This window comes from Rhodoblastus sp. 17X3 (assembly GCF_030056575.1).
In the GTDB taxonomy this organism is placed as follows: Bacteria; Pseudomonadota; Alphaproteobacteria; order Rhizobiales; family Beijerinckiaceae; genus Rhodoblastus.
In genome coordinates, this window is record NZ_JASHHX010000007.1 from 1 (window position 1) to 22,643 (window position 22,643).

The following is a 22,643-nucleotide window of genomic DNA, read 5'->3' on the forward strand; positions in this document are numbered from 1 at the left end:
AACAAAGTTGTGGTCGTCGCGCCCTTGTTCACGACCTGCGGATTGCTTGCGAGGCTGCCCGTGGCGCTGCTGAAATTGCTGTCGCCGCCATAGGACGCCGTGATCGTATGATTTCCCCCGGAAAGGGTGGACGTGGTGAAAGTCGCGACCCCGCCGGCAAGCGAGCCCGTGCCGATCGTCGTTCCGCCGTCGAGGAAGGTCACCGTTCCCGTCGGCGTGCCGACGGCCGGAGCCACCGCAGCGACGTGCGCCGTAAACGTGACGCTCTGGCCTATCACGGAAGGGTCGGCCGAAGAAGTGACAGAGACGCTCGGTTGCGGCAGTACCGCCGCAACATAGGGGACCCACGTCGAATTGTTCTGCTGGGTGCCGCTGACCGGCGTGGCGAAGGCCATCAAATTGAATTGCGCGACGTCCAGAACGCCGACGCCCACGTCGGTGGGCTTCGTCGTGTAGGACCCGGTGCAGGTCGTCGTCTGATTGGTGTTATTTGTGAAAGGACCAGGACAACTTACCGCAATGCCGAGAGCGGTGGTGATCGACAGGCTCGTAATGACGTAATTGCCCGAATTGAACGTGTAAGTGAAATGAAGGACCTGGCCAGATGACGAAAAAGTAGTCGGGCTGACGCTGACTGTCAGGGTCTGCGCCCTCGCCGCTTCGGCGAAAGACAATCCGAGCAGGAGCAACAAGCTCGCCAAAAGCGCGCGAATGGAGCGAGCAGATGCCCCCCAGGCGACCGACGCACAAAACATCCGCTGCGCTGCGAGAGCGCTTTTTCCGTTGCCAAACAAGGTAATCGCCCCCGCGAAACACCCGATGTCATCGAGCGCCACATATAGAGCTTACCTATAGGCACAGCGCAATCGCCTCCTTACCAAAGGCGGAGGATTCGTTGGCGCTTTTGAGATTGTGCGGTAGATTGGCGGAGAACGTGGCTGATTTGCAACATAAAATTCGCCCGTATCTCCCCGGCGCGCTGAGCCCCGCTTTCAGCCGGAGCACGGCGCTTCTTATATCGCCGTGGTGATTATTTCAGTGCTGAGTGCAAGACCGATATGCGTGTTGCGCATAAGACCGTCAATGAACTGAGTGGCTTTGACGACCGTGTGAAGCCGAGCACCTGCGTTTTTGCGCCTTTTGCGCCGAATATACTCAACTGGACGCGTCACAAGAGACGTCCTGCCAGATCTCTGCTCCCGTCGCCAGCAGACCATGCGGGAAGTCGGGGAGCGCGGCGATTATTTCGTGTCTTTGCATAGCGCAATTTATTCACGCCGAATTGGAAGCGGCGCTCTTTTTTTCTCTTTCGCGAATTTAGGGGGCGACGATGACCAAGGCGAAGTCCGCGGGGCAGATTTTCGCTATCGATGAAATTCGTTGCCGGATCGACGCGATCAAGGCTGCCGTCGAAGGCGCCGACATAAAGGCCACAAGCTAGCGTAGACGCTTTTTTGGCATTTGGGCGACGTCCGGCAACTCCTCCGCCTTGCCAGCATCGCACTGAGCTGCGGCCCGACAGTTGAAGCCTGTTGTTTGAACTATTTCCGAAGAATTGCTCGCCCGCGTCAATGGCGGGCCACCCAACAAATTTCACGCCTGAAGTGGGGCCTAAAGTGGAGCCCTACGCGGAAGTTCATAAAATATCTTTTTATATCAGCTCAATACAGGCTTGGCTGGCGGAAGGGGTGGGATTCGAACCCACGGTGGGCTTGCACCCACGGCGGTTTTCAAGACCGCTGCCTTAAACCACTCGGCCACCCTTCCTTCAGCGATCCGCCTTCTGGCCTCTCCGCGCGGGAAAGGCAAGATCTAAGTAGCAGTTCGCGCGCGGTCTCATTAAAGCCGCATCGCCTTTCTATTTCCGCGCGAAACGCTTAACAAAAGGCCCATGCCGCCCCAGCCAGGACCATTGCCCCAGAGATGAACGACAGCGCCGACACGACCATGGACCCGAACGCGGGCGAGAGCCGCACGATTTCCTTCGTTTCGCTCGGCTGCCCGAAGGCGCTGGTCGATTCCGAGCGGATTCTGACACGCCTGCGCGCAGAGGGCTACGCCATCAGCCGCAACCATCACGGCGCAGACGCAGTGATCGTCAACACCTGCGGCTTTCTCGACAGCGCCAAGGCGGAATCGCTTGCCGCCATTGGCGAGGCGCTCAAGGAGAACGGCAAGGTTATCGTCACCGGCTGCATGGGCGCCGAGCCCGGCCCGATCCTCGACGCTTATCCCAATATCGCCGCCATCACAGGCCCGCAGGACTATCAAAGCGTCATGGAAGCCGTGCATAAGGCCGCGCCGCCCGCGCCGCATCCTTTCGTGGATCTCGTGCCGCCGCAGGGCGTTAAGCTTACGCCACGTCATTACGCTTATCTCAAGATTTCAGAAGGTTGCCACAATAGTTGCACCTTCTGCATCATTCCGAAATTGCGCGGCGATCTCGTCTCGCGCCCGGCGGCTGAGGTGCTGCGCGAGGCGGAGAAGCTGGTCAAGGCCGGGGTGAAGGAGCTGCTCGTCGTCTCGCAGGACACCTCCGCCTATGGCCAGGACCTGCGCTACGCCTCAAGCGAATATGACGGACGCGAGGTGCGCGCTCGCTTCTACGACCTCGCCGAGGAACTGGGACGCTTCGGCGTCTGGACTCGCCTGCATTATGTCTATCCCTACCCGCATGTGGACGACGTGCTGCCCCTGATGGCCGAGGGCAAGATCCTGCCCTATCTCGACATACCCTTCCAGCACGCCGCGCCCAATGTGCTGCGCGCGATGAAGCGCCCCGGCAATGTCGAGAAGACGCTCGACCGCATCCACGCCTGGCGTGCCATCTGCCCCGATCTTACCCTGCGCTCGACCTTCATCGTCGGCTTCCCCGGCGAGACGGAGGAGGATTTCCAGATCCTGCTCGACTGGCTCGACGAGGCCAGGCTCGACCGCGTCGGCGCCTTCAAATATGAGCCGGTCGCCGGCGCCGTGGCCAATGAACTCGGCCTTGAGCTAGTCCCGCCCGAGGTCCAGCAGAACCGCTGGCGTCGCTTCATGGAAAAGCAGCAAAAGATTTCCGCCGCGCGCCAGAAGGCCAAGGTCGGCCAGCGCCTCGCCGTCATTCTCGACAAGGTCTCCCCCGGCGGCGGCGAGGGCCGCAGCAAAGCCGACGCGCCGGAGATCGACGGCAAGGTCTTTGTGGCCTCGCGGCGTCCCCTGCGCGTCGGCGACATCGTCACCGTGAAGATCGACCGCGCCGAGGCTTACGACCTTCACGGGACGGCAGTTTAGGGGAGCAGCACGGTCGCGCCGGTGGTTTCGCGGCCTTCCAGCGCGATATGCGCCGCAGCAGCTTCCGCCAGCTTGTAACGGGCGTTGATCGCGATCTTGACCTTGCCTGAGCCGACGACTGCCATCAGCCGCCCCGCCATTTCTCCGAGCCGCGCCTCGTCTGCGATATACGCGAACAGGCTCGGCCGCTGCGCATAGAGCGATCCTTTTTGGGCCAGCAGGCCGATGCTGAAGGGCTCGATCGGACCGGAGGACGCGCCGAAGCTGATGAACGAGCCGAAAGGCCGCAGACAATCGAGCGAGCCCGGGAAAGTGGTCTTGCCCACGCTGTCATAGACCGCGGCGCACAGCTTGCCGCCGGTGATCTCCTTGACGCGGGCGACGAAATCCTCGCTGCGGTAGAGAATGGTGTGGTCCGCGCCGGCTTCGCGCGCCAGCTTGGCCTTTTCCTCGCTCCCCACAGTGCCAATCACCGTCGCGCCGAGCAGTTTCGCCCATTGGCACATGATGAGGCCGACGCCGCCCGCCGCCGCATGGATAAGGATGGTGTCGCCCGCTTTCACCGGATAGGAGCGGAACAACAGATATTCGGCTGTGAGGCCCTTGAGCATCATCGCCGCCGCCGTCTCGTAGGAGACGTTTTCCGGCAGCGGCACGACGAATTTCGCCTCGATATTGCGCGTGGCGGCATAGGCTCCGAGCGTTCCGGCATAGGCGACGCGGTCGCCCAGCTTGAACTTGGCGACGCCCTCGCCGAGCGCGACGATCTCGCCCGCGCCCTCATTGCCCGGAATGAAAGGCTTGGTCGCCGCCGGATAGGCGCCGGTGCGGAAATAGACGTCGATGAAATTCACGCCGACGGCGTGCTGCTTGATCTGCACCTCGCCCGGACCGGGCGCGGGCAGATCGTAATCCTGGTAAAGCAGCGCCTCGGGGCCGCCGGTTTCATGCACGCGGATCGCCTTGACCATGGATTTCCTCCGTTTGGAGCAAATCTAGGCGCTTGGGACCGCTGCGGCAATGCGCGGCTCAGGGCGAGGATGCAAGAGGGAGCTTGCGCCCCTCTTACTTGTCGGCCTCAAAGACACGCAAATGCAGCTCGCGGAGCTGCTTCGGCGTGGCGGGCGACGGGGCGCCCATCAGGATGTCTTCCGCGCGCTGGTTCATCGGAAACAGCGAAACTTCGCGCAGGTTCTGCTCGCCTGCGAGCAGCATGATGATGCGGTCCACTCCAGCCGCCATGCCGCCATGCGGCGGCGCGCCATACTGGAAGGCGCGATACATGCCGCCGAAGCGCTCGATCACCGTCTCCTCGCCATAGCCGGCGATCTCGAAAGCCTTGACCATGGATTCCGGGCGATGGTTGCGGATGCCGCCCGAGGCGATCTCGAAGCCGTTGCAGGCGATGTCGTACTGGAAGGCCTTGATTGTCAGCGGGTCCTGCGTCTGCAGGGCCTCCAGCCCGCCCTGCGGCATGGAGAAGGGGTTGTGGCCGAAGTCGATCTTCTTCTCGTCCTCGTTATATTCATACATCGGGAAGTCGACGACCCAGGCCAGTTCGAACCGCTCGGTATCGACGAGGTTCAGATCCTCGCCGACCTTGATGCGCGCGGCGCCCGCGAATTTGGCGAATTTGTCGGGGTCGCCAGCCACGAAGAACGCGGCGTCGCCGGCGTTCAGGCCCAACTGGACGCGGATCGCCTCGACGCGCTCCGGCCCGATATTATTGGCGAGCGGCCCACGCCCGCCGACGCCGCTGGCGTTGGCGTCGGCTTTCAGGCTGGTTTCGTCCTTGGAGCGGTCGAAGAACAGAATATAGCCGAGGCCCGGCTGACCTTCGCTCTGCGCCCAGCTGTTCATGCGGTCGGCAAAGGTGCGCTGGCCGCCGCCCGGCGCGGGAATCGCCCAGACTTCGTTCTTTGGAGATTCCAGCAGACGCGCGAAAATCTTGAAGCCGGAGCCACGGAAGTGCTCGGAAACCTCCTGCATGACGATCGGGTTGCGCAGGTCGGGCTTGTCCGAGCCATATTTCCGCATGGCCTCGGCATAGGGGATGCGCGGCCAGTTCTTCGTGACCGGCTTGCCGCCACCGAACTGCTCGAAAATGCCGGTGATGATCGGCTCGATGGCCTGAAACACATCTTCCTGCGTGATGAAGCTCATTTCAACGTCGAGCTGGTAGAACTCGCCCGGCAGCCGGTCGGCGCGCGGGTCCTCGTCGCGGAAACAGGGCGCGATCTGGAAATAGCGGTCGAAGCCGGCCATCATCAGCAGCTGCTTATATTGCTGCGGCGCCTGCGGCAGCGCATAGAACTTGCCGGCATGGATGCGCGAGGGCACCAGAAAGTCGCGCGCGCCCTCGGGCGAGGAGGCGGTCAGGATCGGCGTCTGGAATTCATTGAAGCCCGCCGCCTTCATGCGCGAGCGCATCGAATCGACCACCTGCCCGCGCAGCATGATGTTGTTGTGGATGCGCTCGCGGCGCAGGTCCAGGAAACGGTACTTGAGGCGGGTTTCCTCGGGATAGTCCTGCTCGCCGAAAACGGGGAGCGGCAGTTCGGCGGCCTGGCCGAGCACCTGCGCGTCGCGGACATAGATCTCGATCCGGCCGGTGGCCATGTCGTCATTATCGGTGCTCTTGCCCTCGACCTGGGGGCGGCGGCGCACTTCGCCGTCGAGCCGCACCACCCATTCCGAGCGGAAAGTCTCGGCCAGCTTGAACGCGGCAGAATCGGGATCGACCACGCATTGCGTCAGGCCGTAATGGTCGCGCAAGTCGATGAACAGCACGCCGCCATGGTCGCGGATGCGGTGGCACCAGCCGGACAGGCGGACGGTCTGGCCGATGTTTTCTTCGCGGAGCTGGCCGCAGGTGTGTGTGCGATAGGCGTGCATGGGAATCCAGACGGAAAAAGCGTTGCGCGCTGCCTAGCGGAATTTTGCCCTCGCGTGAAGGGGGCGGGTTTTTGACGGAAGGCCCTAGCCGCCGCGAAAGCCTTGGATTATGTAGATTTCATGAGCCTTGTCACAGATTCCAGCGATCTGGCCGCCATCTGCCAGACCTTCGCAAAATATCCCTACGTCACGGTCGACACCGAATTTTTGCGTGAGACGACCTTCTGGCCAAAAGTCTGCGTGATCCAGCTTGCGTGCGAGGATCAGGCGGTCGCTATCGACGCCATCGCGGAGGGGCTTGATCTGACGCCCTTTTTCGAGCTGATGGCCAATCGGGACGTGGTCAAGGTGTTCCACGCCGCGCGGCAGGATCTCGAAATCGTCTGGCATCTGGCCAAGATGATTCCCGCGCCCTTGTTCGACACGCAGGTCGCCGCCATGGTCTGTGGCTATGGCGATCAGATCGCCTATGGCGAACTGGCGCAGAGCATCTGCAAGGTGACGCTCGACAAAAGCTCGCGCTTCACCGACTGGTCGCGCCGCCCGCTCAGCGACGCCCAGATCGATTACGCCATCGCCGATGTCACCCATCTGCGCGACATCTACAAGGCCCTTCGCCAGAAGCTGGAAAAGACCGGCCGCCTGAACTGGCTGGCCGACGAGATGGGCACGCTTTGCAATTTCGAGACCTATGAGCAGCGCCCGGACCGCGCCTGGGAGCGCTACGCCCACCGCGCCCGCAAGCCGCGCGACCTCGCCGTGCTGATGGAACTGGCGGCATGGCGTGAGCATGAGGCGCAAAGCCGCGACGTGCCGCGCTCGCGCGTCCTCAAGGACGACATTCTCACCGAGGTCGCCCTCGCCGCCCCGCGCACCGCCGAGGCTCTGGGCGATCTGCGCGCCTTTCCCCGGGGCATGGAGCGTTCGCGCGCCGGCGCCGAGATCCTCGCCGCGATCGAGCGCGGCCTCGAGCGCGACCCCAAGACCCTGCCCAAATTCGAGCGCGAGCGGCGCGGCGGCAATGGCGGCGCCACCGTCGAGCTGCTGAAGGTTCTGCTGCGTCAGGTCGCGGAAAAGCAGGGCGTGGCGGCAAAGATGATCGCCACCACCGATGAGCTTGAAACCCTCGCCGCCGACGACAAGGCCGATATTCCGGCGCTGAAGGGCTGGCGGCGCGAGCTGTTCGGGGCCAAGGCGGTCCAGCTCAAGCATGGCCGCCTCGCTCTGACGGTGGAGAACAACCGCGTGGTCACGCTGGAATGGCATGAGGCGCAGGACGGGGCCGAAGGCCAGGCTGAAAGCGGCGCCTGAGCGGGCGCTATGAGCGCCGCCCCTGCGTGACTGCGAGGGCCAGCCCGGTCAGGACGACCGCGGCCCCCGCCAGCACGCCGGCGCCGAGCGTTTCACCGAAGACCAGAGCGGTCGCAGCCATGCCGAACACCGGCACCAGCAGCGAAAACGGCGCGACCTGAGCCGCCGGATAGCGGCTCAGCAGATGGCTCCACAGCCCGAAGCCGACCATGGTCGCGCCATAGGCGAGGAATGCCGCGCCGCCCCAGACAGCGACGCTCGGATGCGTCAGCGCCGCCCGGATCGCGGCGTGATCCTCCAGCAGGAAGGACAGCGCCAGCAGCGGCAGCGGCGCAAAGGCGCTGGACCAGACGATGAAGGCGAGCATGTTCGCCCGCCCCGCGCGGATCGAGAACAGATTGCCCGCGCTCCAGAAGATCGCGGCCGCCAGCACCGCCAGAAAGGGCGTGAGCGGCGTCGAGCCGCCGCGCGCAAAGCCGATGATCGCGACGCCGGACAGGGCGACGAGCGCGCCCAGAACCTGACGCGGGCGGGTCTTCTGGCCCAGCAGGACATGGGCGAGCGCCATGGTGAAGATGGCCTGCGTCTGGATCACCAGCGACGCCAGCCCCGCCGGCATGCCATTGCGGATGGCGAGAAACAGCAGGCCGAACTGCCCGACCCCGATGCACAACCCATAGCCGGCGAGATCGCCCAGCTTCACCTTGGGCCGGGGTATGAATAACAAGGCTGGAAAGGCCGCGAGGAAGAAGCGCAGGGCGGTGAGAAACAGCGGCGGCGCCTGCGCCACTCCGGCCTTGATGGCGACGAAGCTCGCGCCCCACAGCGCTGCGATCAGCACGGCGAGCGCGATCTCGCGCGGCGGCAGGGCGCCGCCTTCCGCACGCGGCGCCCGCGCGCTCATTCGATCACGATGGAGGGCGTGCGGCCGATCAGCTTGCCCAGTTGCTTCAGCCTTGCGTTCAGGCGGTCATTGGCGAGATCTGCGAGATCGCGCGGCAGGGTCAGCACGACCTTGCCCTTCACGCAGCGCAGTTTCGTCCGCGGCAGAATGCCGGGGACCGAGGCCGAAACGATATAGCCGACGCGCTGGACCGCGCCGAGGATGCGGGCGCGGTCCATCAGGCGCGGCGTCGCCAGGCTGCGGATCTGGGGATCGATGTCCTCGCCCGTGCCGAGATGGCGATAGGCCACCGCCATGCCGAGATAGGCCCGGCCAGGATGATCGACGCCGACGATAGGCGAATTGGCGAGCAGGTTCAGCGCCAGGTCGGAGCGGTAGTCTGGCGACGTGCGCCAGCCGATGTCGCCATAAAGGCAGGCGGCGTGGCGCAAGCGCCGTTCCTCGGCCGTCTCGTCGATATGGCTGGACGCCATGAACACGTCGCTCCATTGAATCAGGTCTTCGCCGTGGCCCGGCGCGCGCGACCGCAGGATGTTATATTCATGCGCGCCTTCCAGCAGCGGATCGCGCGCCCGCAAGTCCTCGCTGAGCTTTTCATAGAGAAGGCCCTCGCGCAGGCCGCCGGTCGAGATCACCACCTTGCCCGGCTTGCCGCGCCGGATGATTTCCTCAAGCACCACCGCGCCATAGGCCAGCGCCGGGCGGCGCTGCTCGGAAATAGCGCCGACCGCGACGAGCGATTCCGTATCGACGCGCTCCACCAGCGAGGCGAAATCGGCGGCGTCGCGCGCAGGAATGACATAGCCATGCATGACGTCGAGCGGATAGTTGCGCTGCGCCATATGCAGCTTGCCGAGCGAACGCCAGGTGCCCCCGACCGCGTAAAAGGTGCGTCCACGCAAATGGTCCAGCGGCCCCGCCTGCGCCAATTGCTCCTTGGCGATGCGCATGGCGTTCTTCGGCGAGCGGCCGGAAGCGTCCATCAGCGCCAGCGAACCGAGCTTGAGCGACACGCCCGCGCCCACCGCGCCGTTCCTGACGTCGATCAGCTCGAGCGAACCGCCGCCGAGATCGCCCACCACGCCGTCGGCCTGATGGAAGGTCGAGATCACGCCGAGGCCCGATAGCTCCGCCTCACGCTTGCCGGAGATCAGCTCGATCGGGCGCCCGATGGCCTCGCGCGCCGCGGCGAGAAATTGCAGGCCGTTGCGGGCGTCGCGCGCCGCCGCCGTGGCGACCGGGCGAATATCCTCGATCTGCATGAATTCGCAGAGCTTGCGGAAGCGGCGCAGAGCTTCGAGCGCCTTGTTCATCCCCTCCTCGGCCAGTTCGCCAGTGGTGGCGACGCCCTTGCCGAGCGCGCACATGGCCTTTTCATTGAACAGGGACGTCGGCGCGCGCGTCAGGCCTTCATAGGCGACGAGGCGGACGGAATTGGAGCCAATGTCGACGATGGCCGTGGGACGCGCGCCCCGCAGCCTGCCTTGCGCCTTGTTCATGTCAATTCCGACCCGACCGCTTGAGAAGACTCTTCGGGCTGGATTCACTGAGCGACTTGCCGCGTCCCGACAGCGAGGGATTGGTCATGAAATATTTGTGCACGTTGAAAGGCTCCTCGTTCGGGCCGCATTCGATGCGCACGCTCGAACCATCGGGCAGGAAGCGATAGGATTGCTGGTTGTCGATCAGATTGGCGACGAAAATCTGCTCCAGAACCTGTTCATGGGTGGTCGGATTGGTCACCGGCAGCAGCGATTCGACGCGGCGGTCGAGATTGCGCTGCATGAGATCGGCCGAGGAAATATAGACCACCGCCTTGGGGTGCGGCAGGCCGTGGCCATTGCCGAAGGCGTAGATGCGAGCGTGTTCGAGATAGCGTCCGATCACCGATTTTACGCGGATATTGTCCGACAGTCCCGGCACGCCGGGACGCAGACAGCAGATGCCGCGGATGACGAGGTCGATCGAGACCCCGGCCTGGCTCGCCTCGTAGAAGGCGTCGATGATTTCAGGATCGACCAGGGCGTTGCACTTGCCCCAGATCGCGGCGGGGCGCCCCGCCTTGGCGTGGGCGATCTCCTGCGCGACATGGTCGAGCAGTTTCTGCTTGAGCGAGATCGGCGAAACCGCCATGCGCTCGAGCCCCGCCGGCTCGGCGTAGCCTGTGATGAAATTGAAGATGCGCGACACATCGCGCCCGACCGCCGGATCGGCGGTGAACAGCGAAATATCGGTGTAAACCTTGGCGGTGATCGGATGGTAATTGCCGGTGCCGACATGGCAATAGGTCACCAGCGAGCCGCCTTCGCGGCGCACGACCATCGACAATTTGGCGTGGGTCTTCAGCTCGATGAAGCCGAAAACCACCTGCGCGCCGGCCCGCTCCAGATCGCGCGCCCAGCGGATATTCGCCTCTTCGTCGAAGCGCGCCTTCAGCTCGACCAGCGCCGTGACCGACTTGCCCGCCTCTGCGGCTTCGATCAGGGCCCGGACGATCGGGCTGTCCGAGGAGGTGCGATAGAGCGTCTGCTTGATCGCCAGCACATTGGGATCGCGAGCCGCCTGCATCAGGAACTGCACCACCACGTCGAAGCTTTCATAGGGGTGCTGGACGACGAGGTCTTTCTGCTTGATGGCGAGGAAGCAATCGCCGCCATTGTCGCGCACGCGCTCGGGGAAGCGGGCCGTATAGGAAGTGAACTTGAGATCGGGGCGCGGCAGGCCAACGACCTCGGACAGGTCCTTCATGGCCAGCATGCCGTCCAGCGCGATGATTTCCTCTTCGGATTGAACGTCCAGTTCCTCGGCGACAAAGGCGCGCAGATCGGCCGGCATGTGCGTGTCAGTCTCAAGACGGATCACCGAACCGCGACGGCGGCGTTTCAGCGCCGTCTCGAACAGCCGCACGAGATCTTCGGCCTCTTCCTCGACTTCGAGATCGCTGTCGCGGATCACGCGGAACGACCCCTGCGCCTTGACGCTGTAGCCGGGAAACAATTTCTGGATATGGGTGAAAATGATGGAATCGAGCAGCACCAGCCGCGCGCCGCCGGAGGGCGCCTCCGGCAGGCGGATGAAGCGGTCGATCTTGCTCGGCATGCGCACCAGCGCCTTCATCCGGGCGCCAGTGCCCATATGAAGGAGGTCCAGCCCGAGCGTCAGGCCGAGATTTGGAATGAAGGGGAAAGGATGGGCCGGATCAACGGCGAGCGGCGTCAGGACCGGGAAGATATGCAGGAAAAAATGATCGTCCAGCCACAGCTTTTCGGTTTTGCTCAGCTCGGCGGGGTCGACGAAGACGATATGCTCGGTCTTCAATTCGTCCTGCAATTGCCGCCACAGCCGCACTTGCTCTTCGGCGAGCTCCGAGACTCGCGCATTGATGAGCGGCAATTGCTCGGCGGGCGTCAGTCCGTCCTCGGAGGGCGTCTCGACGCCGCTGCGCAACTGGCCGCGAATGCCCGCGACGCGAACCATGAAGAATTCGTCGAGATTATTGGCCGAGATCGAGACGAAGCGCACGCGTTCCAGCAGCGGATGCGCCGGGTTGGCGGCTTCGAGCAGGACGCGGCGGTTGAATTCCAGCCACGACAATTCGCGATTGATGAAACGCTTCGGCGAATGGCGCAAAGCTTCTCCGTTCAGGGCCGTCTCGTTCTCCGGCCGCAATTCCTGAACCTCAACCATCGCTTTCCTCGCCTCGGTCATGTTTCCCGCCCGCTTATTTTCGGCCCGTTCGTATGAAGCTTATGTGACATATCCCAGCGGAGCCAGAACTGGCCGTCAATGATCGTCGTCATTTGCATCGGTTTCAGCCGCATCCTCATCATCCGCCGCCGCCAGGCCCGGGGAGGCGGCGAGCAGTTCGGCAGCCAGCGCCCGCGTGACCGCCCGCCCCCGCGCCAGCCCCTCACGATCGAGCGCCGAGACGATGTGCTGCGCGGCCTCGAAGGAGCGCTCCAGACGCAAGGCCAGATAATCGATCAGGCTCGGCTCCACCTTGATCTGCCGATCGTGGAATAATTTGCCCAGAATGACGCGCAGGAAAGCCTCGTCGGGCTGTTCGATAGCCACGGCCGGGGCGCGGCGCAGGCGCGATAGCAGGTCTTTCGTGGCCAGCCCCCAGGCGTCCGGATTTTTGCGCGCGGTGACGAGCAGGAAGACGCCGCGCTCCATCGCCAGATTGATGAGATGAAACAGCTCTTTTTCCCGCAGCGGCGGACGGTCGGCGTCTTCGACCAGGAGGGCGGGCGCTGAAGCCAGTTCGGGCAAGGCCTCGATTTCGAGGCAGGAGGCCGTAACGACGCGCGCGCCGGCCCTCCGCGCCCAGATCGCGCCGAGATGGCTCTTGCCCGCGCCCTCGGGACCGACCAGCAGCAGCAGCTTGTGTGGCCAGTCGGGCCAGAGCCGCAGCAGCGCCAGCGCCTGTTCGTTCGAGGGCGCCGCGAGAAAATCCTCCTCGGCGTCGCTCGGCCGATGCGGAAGGTCGAGCGGCAATTGCCCGATCATGCGACGTCGGGGCCCAGGTCGTGGAACAGGGCGCTCTGCTTGTAGCGCTTGATCGCGAAACGGATCAGCACGCCGATCGCCGCCGCCAGCGGCACCGCGAGGATCATGCCGGTGAATCCCATCAGGCTGCCGAAGGCGAACAGGGCGAAGATCAGCCAGACCGGATGCAGACCGACCGAGCCGCCGACCAGCTTGGGCGACAGCACATTGCCTTCGAGGAACTGGCCGCTTTCCACCACCAGAATGGCGAGGCCGAGCAGGCCGAGATTCGGCCAGCCCTGCACCAGCGCCACGATCACCGAAAAGACCAGCGCCGTGGTCGATCCGACATAGGGAATAAAGCTGAGAAAGCCCGCCGACAGGCCGATGAAGAAGCCGAAGTTCAGGCCGATCAGCGTCAGGCCGACGCCATACCAGACGCCGAGGAAGAGGCAGACGATCGACTGGCCGCGCAAAAAGCCGGCGAGAGCGCGATCGATCTCGCCGGAAATCTCCAAAACGGTCGGCCGATAACGCGGCGGGATCAGGCTGCGGATGGTCGCAACCATCTCCGGCCAGGAAATCAGCAGATAGAAGGTCACGACCGGCGTAACCACGGCCAGCGCGATGATTCCAACCAGCGCCGTGCCGCCTGACCAGAGCGACTTCAGGAAATTGCCGAGATATTGCGCGCCCTGCCCGATGAAATTGCCGAGCGATTTCTGCAGCCCGTCGGCGGTCGAAGGCGCGTCGAAGCCGAGCTTCTTGAGCCACTCGCCGCCATAGCTCTGGAGCAGGCCGGCCAGTTCGTCGGAGATCAGGGCCTGCAGCTTGTTGACGTAATCAGGCAAGGATTCGACGAAACCGACCAATTGCCGGCCGAGGATCGGGCCGAGGCCGAAGAACAGGATCACCAGCAGGACCAGAAAGACGAACAGGATCACCAGCGTCGCCGCGAGGCGGCTCAGGCCCATCCGCTGCATTCGCGTCACCACCGGGTCGAGCACATAGCCAAGAGCGAGGGAGGCGACGAAAGGCGCCAGGACGCCGGAGAAGAGAAAGCAGGCGAAGCCGAACAGAATCAGCATCAGAAGCCAGAAAGCGATCTGCAATTCCATGCGCATCGGCGGCATTCCCCGGGGTCAGACGCTCATATGCGTCACCCAGCGTCTGAAATAGGCCGCGAGCGAGGCCAAGGTCAATGCCGCGACGAGCCATTGCCCGGCCACCGCCCAGCTTCCCAGCGGCACAGAGAAGGCCAGAGCCGCGAGCACGGCGGCGACGAAGCCGAGCTGGCCGAATGTATTGGCCTTGGAAAGCCAGTGCGGCTTGATTTCCATCGGGCGTTCGAGCAGCCAGCACAGGATGACCGCGCCGACGATCATCAGGTCGCGGGACACCACCAGCAAGGCGAGCCAAAGCGGCAGGACGCCCACGATCGCCAGCGTGACGTAATCGCAGACCAGCAGCGCCTTGTCGGCGATGGCGTCGAGATAGGCGCCGAGTTCCGTGCGCAGGTCGAAGCGGCGCGCGATCCAGCCGTCCAGCCCGTCGGAGATGCCGGCGATCAGAAAAATGGCCAGAGCCTCGGGCCAGCGCCGCGACGCGATCATGTCCACGCTGACGGGAACCAGAATCAGCCGCCCGAGACTGATCAGATTGGGCAGGAAGGCGAACCATTTTCTGTACATGAGGGAGATTCGCTGGAGCGCGGCCGGGCGAGGATTATAGGGCTTGGGCCGGAAAGGCCGCAAGACCGCCGTGCGGCCAGGACCGCAAGTCTTGCCAGCGCAGGCGCGAGCGGCTAGAGCAACCTGCGGAACGGAAGGATTTTGCATGGCGCAGCCAGACGAAAAGACTGCGGGACTGACCTATGCGCAAGCCGGCGTGGACATCGACGCGGGCGCCCGCATGGTCGATCTCATCAAGCCGCTGGTGCGCGCGACCCGGCGCCGCGGCGCTGACGCGGAAATCGGCGGTTTCGGCGGATTGTTCGATCTCAAGGCGGCCGGCTTTTCCGATCCGATCCTCGTTGCGGCCAATGACGGCGTCGGCACCAAGGTGAAGATCGCCGTCGAGAGCGGCATTCACGGCACGGTCGGGATCGACCTCGTCGCCATGTGCGTCAACGATCTCGTCGTTCAGGGCGCTGAGCCTTTGTTCTTCCTTGATTATTTCGCCACCGGCAAGCTCGACCCCGTGATCGGCGCCGAGATCGTCGGCGGCATCGCCGCGGGCTGCCTCGAAGCGGGCGCGGCCCTGATCGGCGGCGAGACCGCCGAAATGCCCGGCGTCTATGCGGAATCCGATTACGACCTCGCGGGCTTCGCCGTCGGCGCCGCCGAGCGCGGCGACCTGCTGCCCCGCAACAATATCGCCGCCGGCGACGTGCTGTTCGGCCTGCGCTCATCGGGCGTCCATTCCAACGGTTTTTCGCTGGTGCGCAAGATCGTCGCGCGCGCCGGCCTGAAATGGACGGATTCCGCCCCCTTCGCGCCTGGCAAAAGCCTCGCCGAGGCGCTGCTGGAGCCGACCCGCATTTATGTGAAGCCGCTACTCACCGCGTTGCGGAAGACCCAGGCGATCAAGGCCTTCGCCCATATCACCGGCGGCGGCTATCCGGAGAATATTCCGCGCGTGCTGCCAAAGGGTCTCGGCGCCCAGATCCAGCTCGGTTCCATCCCGGTGCTGCCGGTATTCAAATGGCTGGCGGCCGCCGGCGGCGTCGCGGAGCGCGAAATGCTGCGCGCGTTCAATTGCGGGATCGGCATGGTCGTCGTCGCCGATTTCTCGCGCGCGGCGGAAGCCGAGGAAGCCTTGCGCGAATCGGGCGAGGACCCCGTGCGGCTGGGGCAGGTGGTGGCGCAATCCGGCGAACGCGTGACCTTTGACGGAAAGCTCGCCCTGTGACGGCAAAACGCAAGCGCGTCGCCATTCTCATTTCCGGGCGCGGCTCCAACATGCGATCGCTGGTCGAGGCCGCCCGCGCTCCGGATTTCCCGGCGGAGATCGCCCTGGTCATCTCCAATATCGCCGACGCGCAGGGACTGGACTTCGCCCGGACGCAGGGCGTCGCCACGGCGGTCGTCGACCACAAGATTTTCTCGAACCGCGAAAAATTCGAGCGCGCGATTCAGGAGACCTTGCTCGCGCAGGAAATCGACCTGATCTGCCTCGCCGGTTTCATGCGGTTGCTGACGCCTTGGTTCGTCGGGCAATGGCGCGACCGGATGCTCAATATCCACCCGGCGCTGCTGCCCTCCTATCGCGGCCTCCACACCCATGAGCGCGCCCTGGCCGACGGCGTGAAGATCCATGGCGCCACGGTTCATTTCGTCGCGCCGGAAATGGACGCCGGCCCCATCGTCGCCCAGGCCGCAGTGCCGGTGCTGCAGGACGATACGCCGGACGCCCTCGCCGCCCGCGTGCTGGCGCAGGAGCATCGCATCTATCCGCTGGCGCTGAAACTCGTCGCGGGCGGCGCCGCGCGGGTCGAAGGCGTGCGCGTTCTGATCGATGGCGCGGCGCCCGCGCCCGACGCCCTGCTCTGGCCCGCGGTCTGACCGAAGCCCCCTGGGCGATTTGACGTCGCGCTTCGCCCGGGCCACCCTGACCGTGGCCTGGGAGGCGACATGATCACGCTCTATACATTTGGACCGTTCTTCGGCCTGCCCGACGGCAGCCCCTTCGTGATGAAGGGCATGCTGCTGCTGAAAATGGCCGGCCTCGACTTCAAGGCCCAGCCCACGGCGCCCTTCAAGGCGCCCAAGGGCAAGCTGCCTTTCATCGACGACGCGGGCGTCATCATCGCCGATACGACCTTCATCCGTCGCCACATCGAACAAAAATACGGCTTCGATTACGATTCAGGCCTGACGCCCGAGCAAAAGGCCATTGGCTGGGCGCTGGAGAAATTGTTCGAGGATCATCTCTACTGGCTGGTCCTGGCCGAGCGCTGGATGGACGATTCCAATTTCGCCAAAGGGCCGGCGCGTTTCTTCGATTCCCTCCCCGCGCCGATGCGCCCCTTCGTCCGCGCGATGATCCGCGGCAAGGTGCGCCAGGCTTTGCGCGGCCAGGGCCTGTTCCGCCATTCGCCGGACGAGCGGCGGGAGCTGGCGCGGCGCGATCTCGAAGCCGCGGCCGGCCTGCTCGGCGACAAGTCCTTCCTCTTCGGCGATCAGCCGCATGGCGCCGACGCCACGCTCGGCGCCTTCACGCTCGCCGCGCTCTGCCCGCATTTCACCGGCGCGACGCGCGACGAAATCGAAAAACTGCCCAATCTCGCCGCCTATGCCCGGCGGATGGAAGCGTCTTATTTCCCGCCGCGCGCCTGAACGAATGCCGGGCGCAGCAAAAAAAGGGCCGCCTTCGGGGCGGCCCTTTGCAGTTCTGGTGGATATCTCGCAGTCTTTTTTGATTTTTTCCGAGATCAGAGCTTCGAAACGCGAACGCGGGCCACGCCGGATTGGCGCATGCCCAGCACATTCGCCGCGCCCGACGACACGTCGATGATGCGGCCGCGAATGAAGGGGCCGCGATCGTTGATCGTGACCGTGGCCGAACGGCCATTATTGAGATTTGTGACAAGCACCTTGGTGCCGAAGGGCAGCGACCGATGCGCCGCCGTCATGGCGCCGACATGACCGCCGCTGGCGGTACGGCCCTTGCCCGAATAGTATGACGCCGCGCCGGACCAGGTCTGAGCCTGAATAGGCGACGAAAGGAATGAAAAACTAAGAAACGCGCACGCAACAGCTAACTTCTTCAATGCATCCACCTCCATATTGTTGATGATGAAGGAACATGCATTCACAAATCAGGCAGAAAAATGACCATATTAAGCATGCAATATTCAGCGTATTGATTGCTATACGCACATAGTATGATTTCTTTGATTTTCTATACGACAACTATATATAAGTAATAAATGTTATACGTTCCAATCTGAACCATTACAATACGCATTATACTCGTAAATAAATGCCGACTTACACACACGTTCCTTAAGTAACGACTCATATGTTTATTTTACTGCGCCGCAACAAACACCCTGCGCACAAACAAAAACGCCGGGCTTGCGGCCCGGCGTCACAGAATTGAAATCTTTCCGTCAAATTCAGCCGACGATTTCGTTGCCCGCGAACCATTGCGCGATTTCCTGCGCGGCGGTCTCGGGAGCGTCGGAGCCGTGCACCGAGTTCTCGCCCATGTTCAGCGCGAAATCCTTGCGGATCGTGCCGGCGTCGGCCTTTTCCGGATTGGTCGCGCCCATCACTTCGCGATAGCGCTTGATGGCGTCTTCGCCTTCCAGAACCTGGACCACGACCGGCTCGGCAGACATCTGCTCGACCAGCTCGCCGAAGAAGGGGCGCTCCTTGTGGACGGCGTAGAAAGTCTCGGCCTGGGCGCGGGTCATGTGCACCCGCTTCTGGGCGACGATGCGCAGGCCGGCCGCCTCGATCTTGGCGTTGATCGCGCCGGTGAGATTGCGGCGGGTCGCGTCGGGCTTGATGATGGAGAATGTGCGTTCGATCGCCATGGAGCGGGATTCCGTAAAAAGGAGGGGGCGCCGCGCTTATAGACGCGGCGCCCCCCGAGGGCAAGCGCGCGAGCCAGGCCGCGCGCCGCAATCCTCTTATGGTTCCAAATCCTTAGGGCTCCAATGCTTTACGGCTCAAGAATCTTCGTGCGGAACAGGGCGCCCGCCGCAAGGGCGCCGAGCACGGGCGCGACGAAGAACAGCCAGAGCTGGGACAGCGCCTTGCCGCCGACGAACAGCGCCGGGCCAAGCGAACGCGCGGGATTGACCGACGTGCCGGTGACGCGGATGAGGTTGATGTGAACGACCAGCAAGGCTACGCCGATGGCGACGCCCGCGACCGTGGTCGCGCCCTTTTCCGAGGTCGAGCCAAGGATCACAACCAGAAACAGGAAGGTTCCGACAAATTCGGCGACGAAGGCCGACGCGGTCGAATATTCGGACCAGCCATTCTGGCCGAGGCCGTCCTTCGCGAGGTCCCAGCCGCCCTGATGGCCCGACAGGATCAGATAGAGCACGCCCGCGCCAATGACGGCGCCGATGCATTGCGAGACAATATAGCCGATGAGGTCGCCAGTCGAGAGACGGCCAGCCGCCCAGGCGCCGACAGAAACCGCCGGATTGACGTGGCAGCCCGAAACAGGGCCAATGCCATAGGCCATGGCCGTCACAGTGAAGCCGAACGCCATCGCAATCGCGACGACGCCAAGCGGGGCGAAGGGCGTTCCCGAACCGAGCACCGCGCCCATGCCGGCGAACGTCACCGAGCCGCAGCCCAAAAAGACCAACGCCCCGGTTCCGATTGCTTCCGCAATATATTTTTTCATATGTCAGCTCCCCAAAAGCCGGAACGGCCACGTGATCTTAACCATCGTGAAGTCCGAGCCTAGTGACTTTTCACACTGCTCCGCCGCGAAGCCCTTGGCGCCGGCCTGTTCCCCCTGTCTAGATGGAGTCCTGACGACGGCCGGCCGCGAGACGGCGCTCGACGCCCCGGGCATAGGACGACATGGCGAGGCAGAAGATGAGATAGAACAGGCCCGCGAAGACATAGCCGGTCGCGGCTATGGTCGGCCCCGCCCAATTCGGATCGAGCCGCGCGGCGTCCACCGTGTGCAGAAAGTCGAAAATGCCGACAATCGCCACCAGCGTCGTATCCTTGAACAGGGCCACGAAATTATTGACGATGGCCGGGATCACCGCCGCCAACGCCTGCGGCAGGACCACGAAGCGCAAGGTCGCCACCCGGCCGAGGCCAAGCGCCTGAGCGGCCTCCGCCTGTCCGCCTGGAATGGAGTTCAGGCCGGCGCGCGCCACCTCGGCCATATAGGCGGAAGCGAACAATGCGATGCCGAACATCGGCCGCAACAGGCGGTCTGGCGACCAGTCCGGCGGCAGGAAGATCGGCAGCATGGCGTTGGCCATGAACAGCACGGCGATCAGCGGCACGCCCCTCACGAATTCGATCAGCCCCGCGCAGACCCAACGCAGCGCGGGCAGGTCCGAACGCCGGCCAAGCGCGAGCAGGACGCCGCCCGGAAGAGCGACGACGATCCCCGCCAGCGCCACCAGCAGCGACACCATCGCGCCGCCCCAGAGATTGGTCCCGACGCGCGGCAGGCCGAGCGACGGCGCGCCGCTGAGCAGGGCGAAGCCGACGAAGGGCAGCAAGACGAAAAATCCGAAAGCCGCAACGCCCTTGCGCGGCGCGCGCGGCCACAACAGCCAGACGATCAGCCCCGCCGCCAGAACGAAGGCCAGATCGACCCGCCAGCGTTGGTCGGGCGGATAGGAGCCATAGATGAAAAACGGCGTCTTGGCGGCAATGTAAGCCCAGCAGGCCCCCGCTCCCGGCGCGCGGCACAGCGCGCCATCGGGCGCGCTCCAGACCGCGTTGGCGATCAGGAAACGCCACAAGGGCGGCGCGGCAAGGATGATCAGCGCGACGATCCCGATCGTGATAAGGCTCGACGAGGCGTCGCCGAACAGATTTTCGCGCGCGAGCGTCAGGAAGGGCGGCGCCAATTTCGGCGGCGGCCTCTGGGGCGCGGGCTCGGCGCGGATGAAGCGGTCCGTCATCCCCGCCCTCCCCAGCGCAGGCGGCGCTCATAGAGGCGCATGAGCGCAAGCGTGGCCAGCGACAGGCTGAGATAAAGCGCCATGTCGATGGCGATGACCTGCAAGGCCGCGCCGGTCTGGTTGAGGATGGTGCCCGAAACCTGCATCAGGTCGGCGAAGCCGACGAAGGCCGCCAGCGAGGAGTTTTTCGTCAACGCCAGATATTGGCTGATGAGCGGCGGCGTGATCACCCGCATCGCCTGCGGCCGGACCACCCGCCGCCGCGCCTGCGCCGCGCTCAGGCCCAGAGCCGCCGCCGCTTCGCTCTGCCCGCGCGGCACCGCCTGCACGCCCGCCCGCACGATCTCGGCAATATAGGAGCCCGTATAGAGCGCCAGCGCGAGGATCAGGGCGCAGGCCTCGGGCGGCAGGCGCAACCCGCCCTCCACATTGTAGCGGTTCACGGACGGGTCGAAGAACGGCCAGTCGATCGCCGGCCAGCCCTGCGCGAAAGACAGCGCCGGCATCGTCAACCCGCGATTGCTCAGGAAAAAGCCTGCGAATTGATGCGCGTGCTCCGGCGCCGGCAGCGGCGAGAGAATGGCGACATACCAGAACAGGATCTGCAGCAGCAGCGGCAGGTTGCGGATCGTCTCGACATAGAGCCCCGCCAGCCGCGCCAATGCCCAATTGCGCGACAACCTCGCGAAGCCCGCCGCGAAGCCGATGAAGGTCGCCAGCGCCCCCGCGAGCGCCGAGACGAGCAAGGTGTTGAGCAGGCCTACCAACAGCGCGCGGCCATAGGACGACAGCGGCGTGAAGGGAATGACGCTCTGGTTGAGGCTGAAGCCCGCGACCTGGTTGAGGAAGGCGAAGGAGGTCGGAATGCCGCGCGCGAGCAGATTGGCGCGCGCATTGGCGATGGCGAGGGCGAATAGCGCGCCGACCGCCAGCAGCAATGCGGCCTGAATCGCCCATCGGCGCAGGGCGCTCGCCTTCATGGCCGCCCTCACCGCACCGGCGGGGCGTAGTGCAGCCCGCCCTCCCGCCACAGCGCATTGCGGCCGCGCGGAATTTTCAGGGGCGAGCCCGCGCCGAGATTGCGCTCGAAGATTTCGCCGTAATTGCCCACGGCTTTCAGGATCCGCGCGGCCCAGTCCGGCGTCAGGCCGAGGCCGGCGCCATAATCGCCCTCGACGCCGAGCAGCCGGCGGATCTCGGGATTGTCGGATTGGCGCATCGCGGCAAGATTTTGTGAAGTCGCGCCGAGCTCCTCGGCGTCGAGCAGAGCGAAATGGGTCCATTTCACCAGATTGAACCAGCGGTCGTCGCCCTGACGCACCACGGGACCGAAAGGCTCCTTCGAAATTGTGTCGGCCAGCACGACATGGTCGTCGGGGCTTGTCAGCTTCAGGCGCTGCGGATAGAGCGCGGAGCCGTCGGTCGTATAGGCGTCGCAGCGGCCCGAATCATAGGCCTTGATCGCCTCGTCGGAGGTCGAGAACACCACCGTCTCGGCCTTCAGGCCATGCGCGCGGAAATAATCGGCGAGATTGAGCTCGGTGGTCGTGCCCTGCTGGGCGCAGATCGAAGCGCCGTTGAGCTTCATCGCCGAATCGAGGCCGAGGCTCTTGCGGACCAGAAAACCCTGGCCGTCGAAATAATTGATCCCCGCGAACAGCAGCCCCTGCCCCGCCTCGCGCGATTGCGTCCAGGTGGTGTTGCGCGAGAGCATGTCCACCTCGCCCGATTGCAGGGCGGTGAAGCGATCCTTGCCGGAAAGCGGGATGAATTTGACCTTGTCGGGGTCGTCGAAGATGGTCGCCGCGACAGCGCGGCAATAATCGATATCGAAGCCGCGCCACGTCCCGCGGTCGTCGGGCAGGCCGAAGCCGGCGAGGCCGGTATTGACGCCGCAGACGAGATAACCGCGCCGGTGCACGTCATCGAGCGTGTCGGCGCGCGCGACGGCGCCGTAAAGGACGAGGCCAAGGGAGAAGCCAAGCGCAAGCGACCGAGACAAGCCGCCGAAACAGTTCATTTCCACCCGGGCGCCCTTCGCGTCGAAAAGCCGACGCGAATTATCTTTTTGTTTGGCGGGCCGGGTCAAGCGGCAGGGCCCTGTTTCGGCAAATTCGGCCCGCCACGCTTTCGCCCTTGACGGCGCCC

General features: G+C 64.3%; 20 protein-coding genes and 1 tRNA gene. 5 read left to right on the forward strand and 16 right to left on the reverse strand.

The annotated features are described in order from the left end of the window. Both QM467_RS08530 and QM467_RS08535 read right to left on the reverse strand, forming a co-directional pair. A partial coding sequence (locus QM467_RS08530; RefSeq protein ID WP_283365887.1) for an Ig-like domain-containing protein occupies positions 1–689 on the reverse strand: 689 nt, incomplete at its 3' end. A gap of 988 nt (positions 690–1,677) precedes the next feature. Then, a tRNA-Ser gene (locus QM467_RS08535) sits at positions 1,678–1,767 on the reverse strand. Between the two features lie 156 nt (positions 1,768–1,923). Between QM467_RS08535 and rimO the strand changes: the two genes are divergently transcribed. After that, positions 1,924–3,276: a 30S ribosomal protein S12 methylthiotransferase RimO gene (rimO, locus tag QM467_RS08540; RefSeq protein ID WP_283365888.1), complete on the forward strand. Its 1,353-nt coding sequence runs from the start codon at positions 1,924–1,926 to the stop codon at positions 3,274–3,276. On the opposite strand, the gene QM467_RS08545 is transcribed toward rimO, so the two are convergent. Both QM467_RS08545 and aspS read right to left on the reverse strand, forming a co-directional pair. Next, positions 3,273–4,247 carry a quinone oxidoreductase family protein gene (locus QM467_RS08545; RefSeq protein WP_283365889.1) on the reverse strand — a complete coding sequence of 325 codons (975 nt, stop codon included), beginning with the start codon at positions 4,245–4,247 and terminating at the stop codon, positions 3,273–3,275. The two genes, rimO and QM467_RS08545, sit on opposite strands and share 4 nt — an antisense overlap. A 94-nt stretch (positions 4,248–4,341) precedes the next feature. Further along, positions 4,342–6,171, reverse strand: a complete 1,830-nt coding sequence (gene aspS, locus QM467_RS08550; protein WP_283365890.1) for an aspartate--tRNA ligase — start codon at positions 6,169–6,171, stop codon at positions 4,342–4,344. Positions 6,172–6,291: 120 nt separating this feature from the next. On the opposite strand from aspS, the gene rnd reads away from it, so the two are divergent. Further along, positions 6,292–7,482, forward strand: a complete 1,191-nt coding sequence (gene rnd / locus QM467_RS08555; RefSeq protein ID WP_283365891.1) for a ribonuclease D — start codon at positions 6,292–6,294, stop codon at positions 7,480–7,482. Between the two features lie 7 nt (positions 7,483–7,489). Here rnd and QM467_RS08560 read toward each other — a convergent pair whose 3' ends face one another. From QM467_RS08560 to QM467_RS08585, 6 genes are all read right to left on the reverse strand, one after another. Then, on the reverse strand, positions 7,490–8,386 hold the full coding sequence (locus tag QM467_RS08560; RefSeq protein ID WP_283365892.1) for an EamA family transporter: 897 nt from the start codon (positions 8,384–8,386) through the stop codon (positions 7,490–7,492). Beyond that, entirely contained in the window at positions 8,383–9,885 is a 1,503-nt protein-coding gene (gene ppx / locus QM467_RS08565; protein ID WP_283365893.1) for an exopolyphosphatase, read from the reverse strand. Before ppx ends, QM467_RS08560 begins: the two co-directional genes overlap by 4 nt. A 1-nt stretch (position 9,886) precedes the next feature. Next, positions 9,887–12,094, reverse strand: a complete 2,208-nt coding sequence (locus QM467_RS08570; RefSeq protein WP_446737752.1) for an RNA degradosome polyphosphate kinase — start codon at positions 12,092–12,094, stop codon at positions 9,887–9,889. 75 nt (positions 12,095–12,169) lie between these two features. Beyond that, positions 12,170–12,895 carry a DnaA ATPase domain-containing protein gene (locus tag QM467_RS08575; protein WP_283365894.1) on the reverse strand — a complete coding sequence of 242 codons (726 nt, stop codon included), beginning with the start codon at positions 12,893–12,895 and terminating at the stop codon, positions 12,170–12,172. After that, complete coding sequence (locus QM467_RS08580) at positions 12,892–13,998, reverse strand: AI-2E family transporter (RefSeq protein ID WP_283365895.1); 1,107 nt, start codon at positions 13,996–13,998, stop codon at positions 12,892–12,894. Before QM467_RS08580 ends, QM467_RS08575 begins: the two co-directional genes overlap by 4 nt. A gap of 18 nt (positions 13,999–14,016) precedes the next feature. Next, entirely contained in the window at positions 14,017–14,565 is a 549-nt protein-coding gene (locus tag QM467_RS08585; protein WP_283365896.1) for a CDP-alcohol phosphatidyltransferase family protein, read from the reverse strand. Between the two features lie 145 nt (positions 14,566–14,710). On the opposite strand from QM467_RS08585, the gene purM reads away from it, so the two are divergent. The 3 genes from purM (at position 14,711) to QM467_RS08600 (ending at position 17,211) form a co-directional block, all read left to right on the forward strand. Next, complete coding sequence (purM, locus tag QM467_RS08590; protein WP_283365897.1) at positions 14,711–15,784, forward strand: phosphoribosylformylglycinamidine cyclo-ligase; 1,074 nt, start codon at positions 14,711–14,713, stop codon at positions 15,782–15,784. Continuing rightward, positions 15,781–16,437, forward strand: a complete 657-nt coding sequence (gene purN / locus QM467_RS08595; protein WP_283365898.1) for a phosphoribosylglycinamide formyltransferase — start codon at positions 15,781–15,783, stop codon at positions 16,435–16,437. Before purM ends, purN begins: the two co-directional genes overlap by 4 nt. A gap of 69 nt (positions 16,438–16,506) precedes the next feature. Beyond that, positions 16,507–17,211, forward strand: a complete 705-nt coding sequence (locus tag QM467_RS08600; protein WP_283365899.1) for a glutathione S-transferase family protein — start codon at positions 16,507–16,509, stop codon at positions 17,209–17,211. A gap of 95 nt (positions 17,212–17,306) precedes the next feature. Here the strand turns inward: QM467_RS08600 and QM467_RS08605 are convergent, their stop codons facing one another. The 6 genes from QM467_RS08605 to QM467_RS08630 all read right to left on the reverse strand — a co-directional run bounded on the left by QM467_RS08605 (position 17,307) and on the right by QM467_RS08630 (position 22,515). Next, a complete protein-coding gene (locus QM467_RS08605) occupies positions 17,307–17,660 on the reverse strand; it encodes a septal ring lytic transglycosylase RlpA family protein (protein ID WP_342395115.1) in 354 nt (117 codons plus the stop codon). A 333-nt stretch (positions 17,661–17,993) separates the two neighbouring features. Further along, positions 17,994–18,416: a nucleoside-diphosphate kinase gene (ndk, locus tag QM467_RS08610; protein ID WP_283365901.1), complete on the reverse strand. Its 423-nt coding sequence runs from the start codon at positions 18,414–18,416 to the stop codon at positions 17,994–17,996. Between the two features lie 128 nt (positions 18,417–18,544). Then, the gene (locus QM467_RS08615) at positions 18,545–19,243 is read right to left on the reverse strand and encodes an aquaporin (protein WP_283365902.1); all 699 of its coding nucleotides are present in this window, start codon (positions 19,241–19,243) and stop codon (positions 18,545–18,547) included. Between the two features lie 118 nt (positions 19,244–19,361). Further along, positions 19,362–20,495, reverse strand: coding sequence for an amino acid ABC transporter permease (locus QM467_RS08620; RefSeq protein WP_283365903.1), 1,134 nt, complete (start codon positions 20,493–20,495; stop codon positions 19,362–19,364). Continuing rightward, entirely contained in the window at positions 20,492–21,475 is a 984-nt protein-coding gene (locus QM467_RS08625; RefSeq protein WP_283365904.1) for an ABC transporter permease subunit, read from the reverse strand. Before QM467_RS08625 ends, QM467_RS08620 begins: the two co-directional genes overlap by 4 nt. 8 nt (positions 21,476–21,483) lie before the next feature. Further along, the gene (locus QM467_RS08630) at positions 21,484–22,515 is read right to left on the reverse strand and encodes an amino acid ABC transporter substrate-binding protein (RefSeq protein ID WP_283365905.1); all 1,032 of its coding nucleotides are present in this window, start codon (positions 22,513–22,515) and stop codon (positions 21,484–21,486) included. Positions 22,516–22,643: the final 128 nt, after the last annotated feature.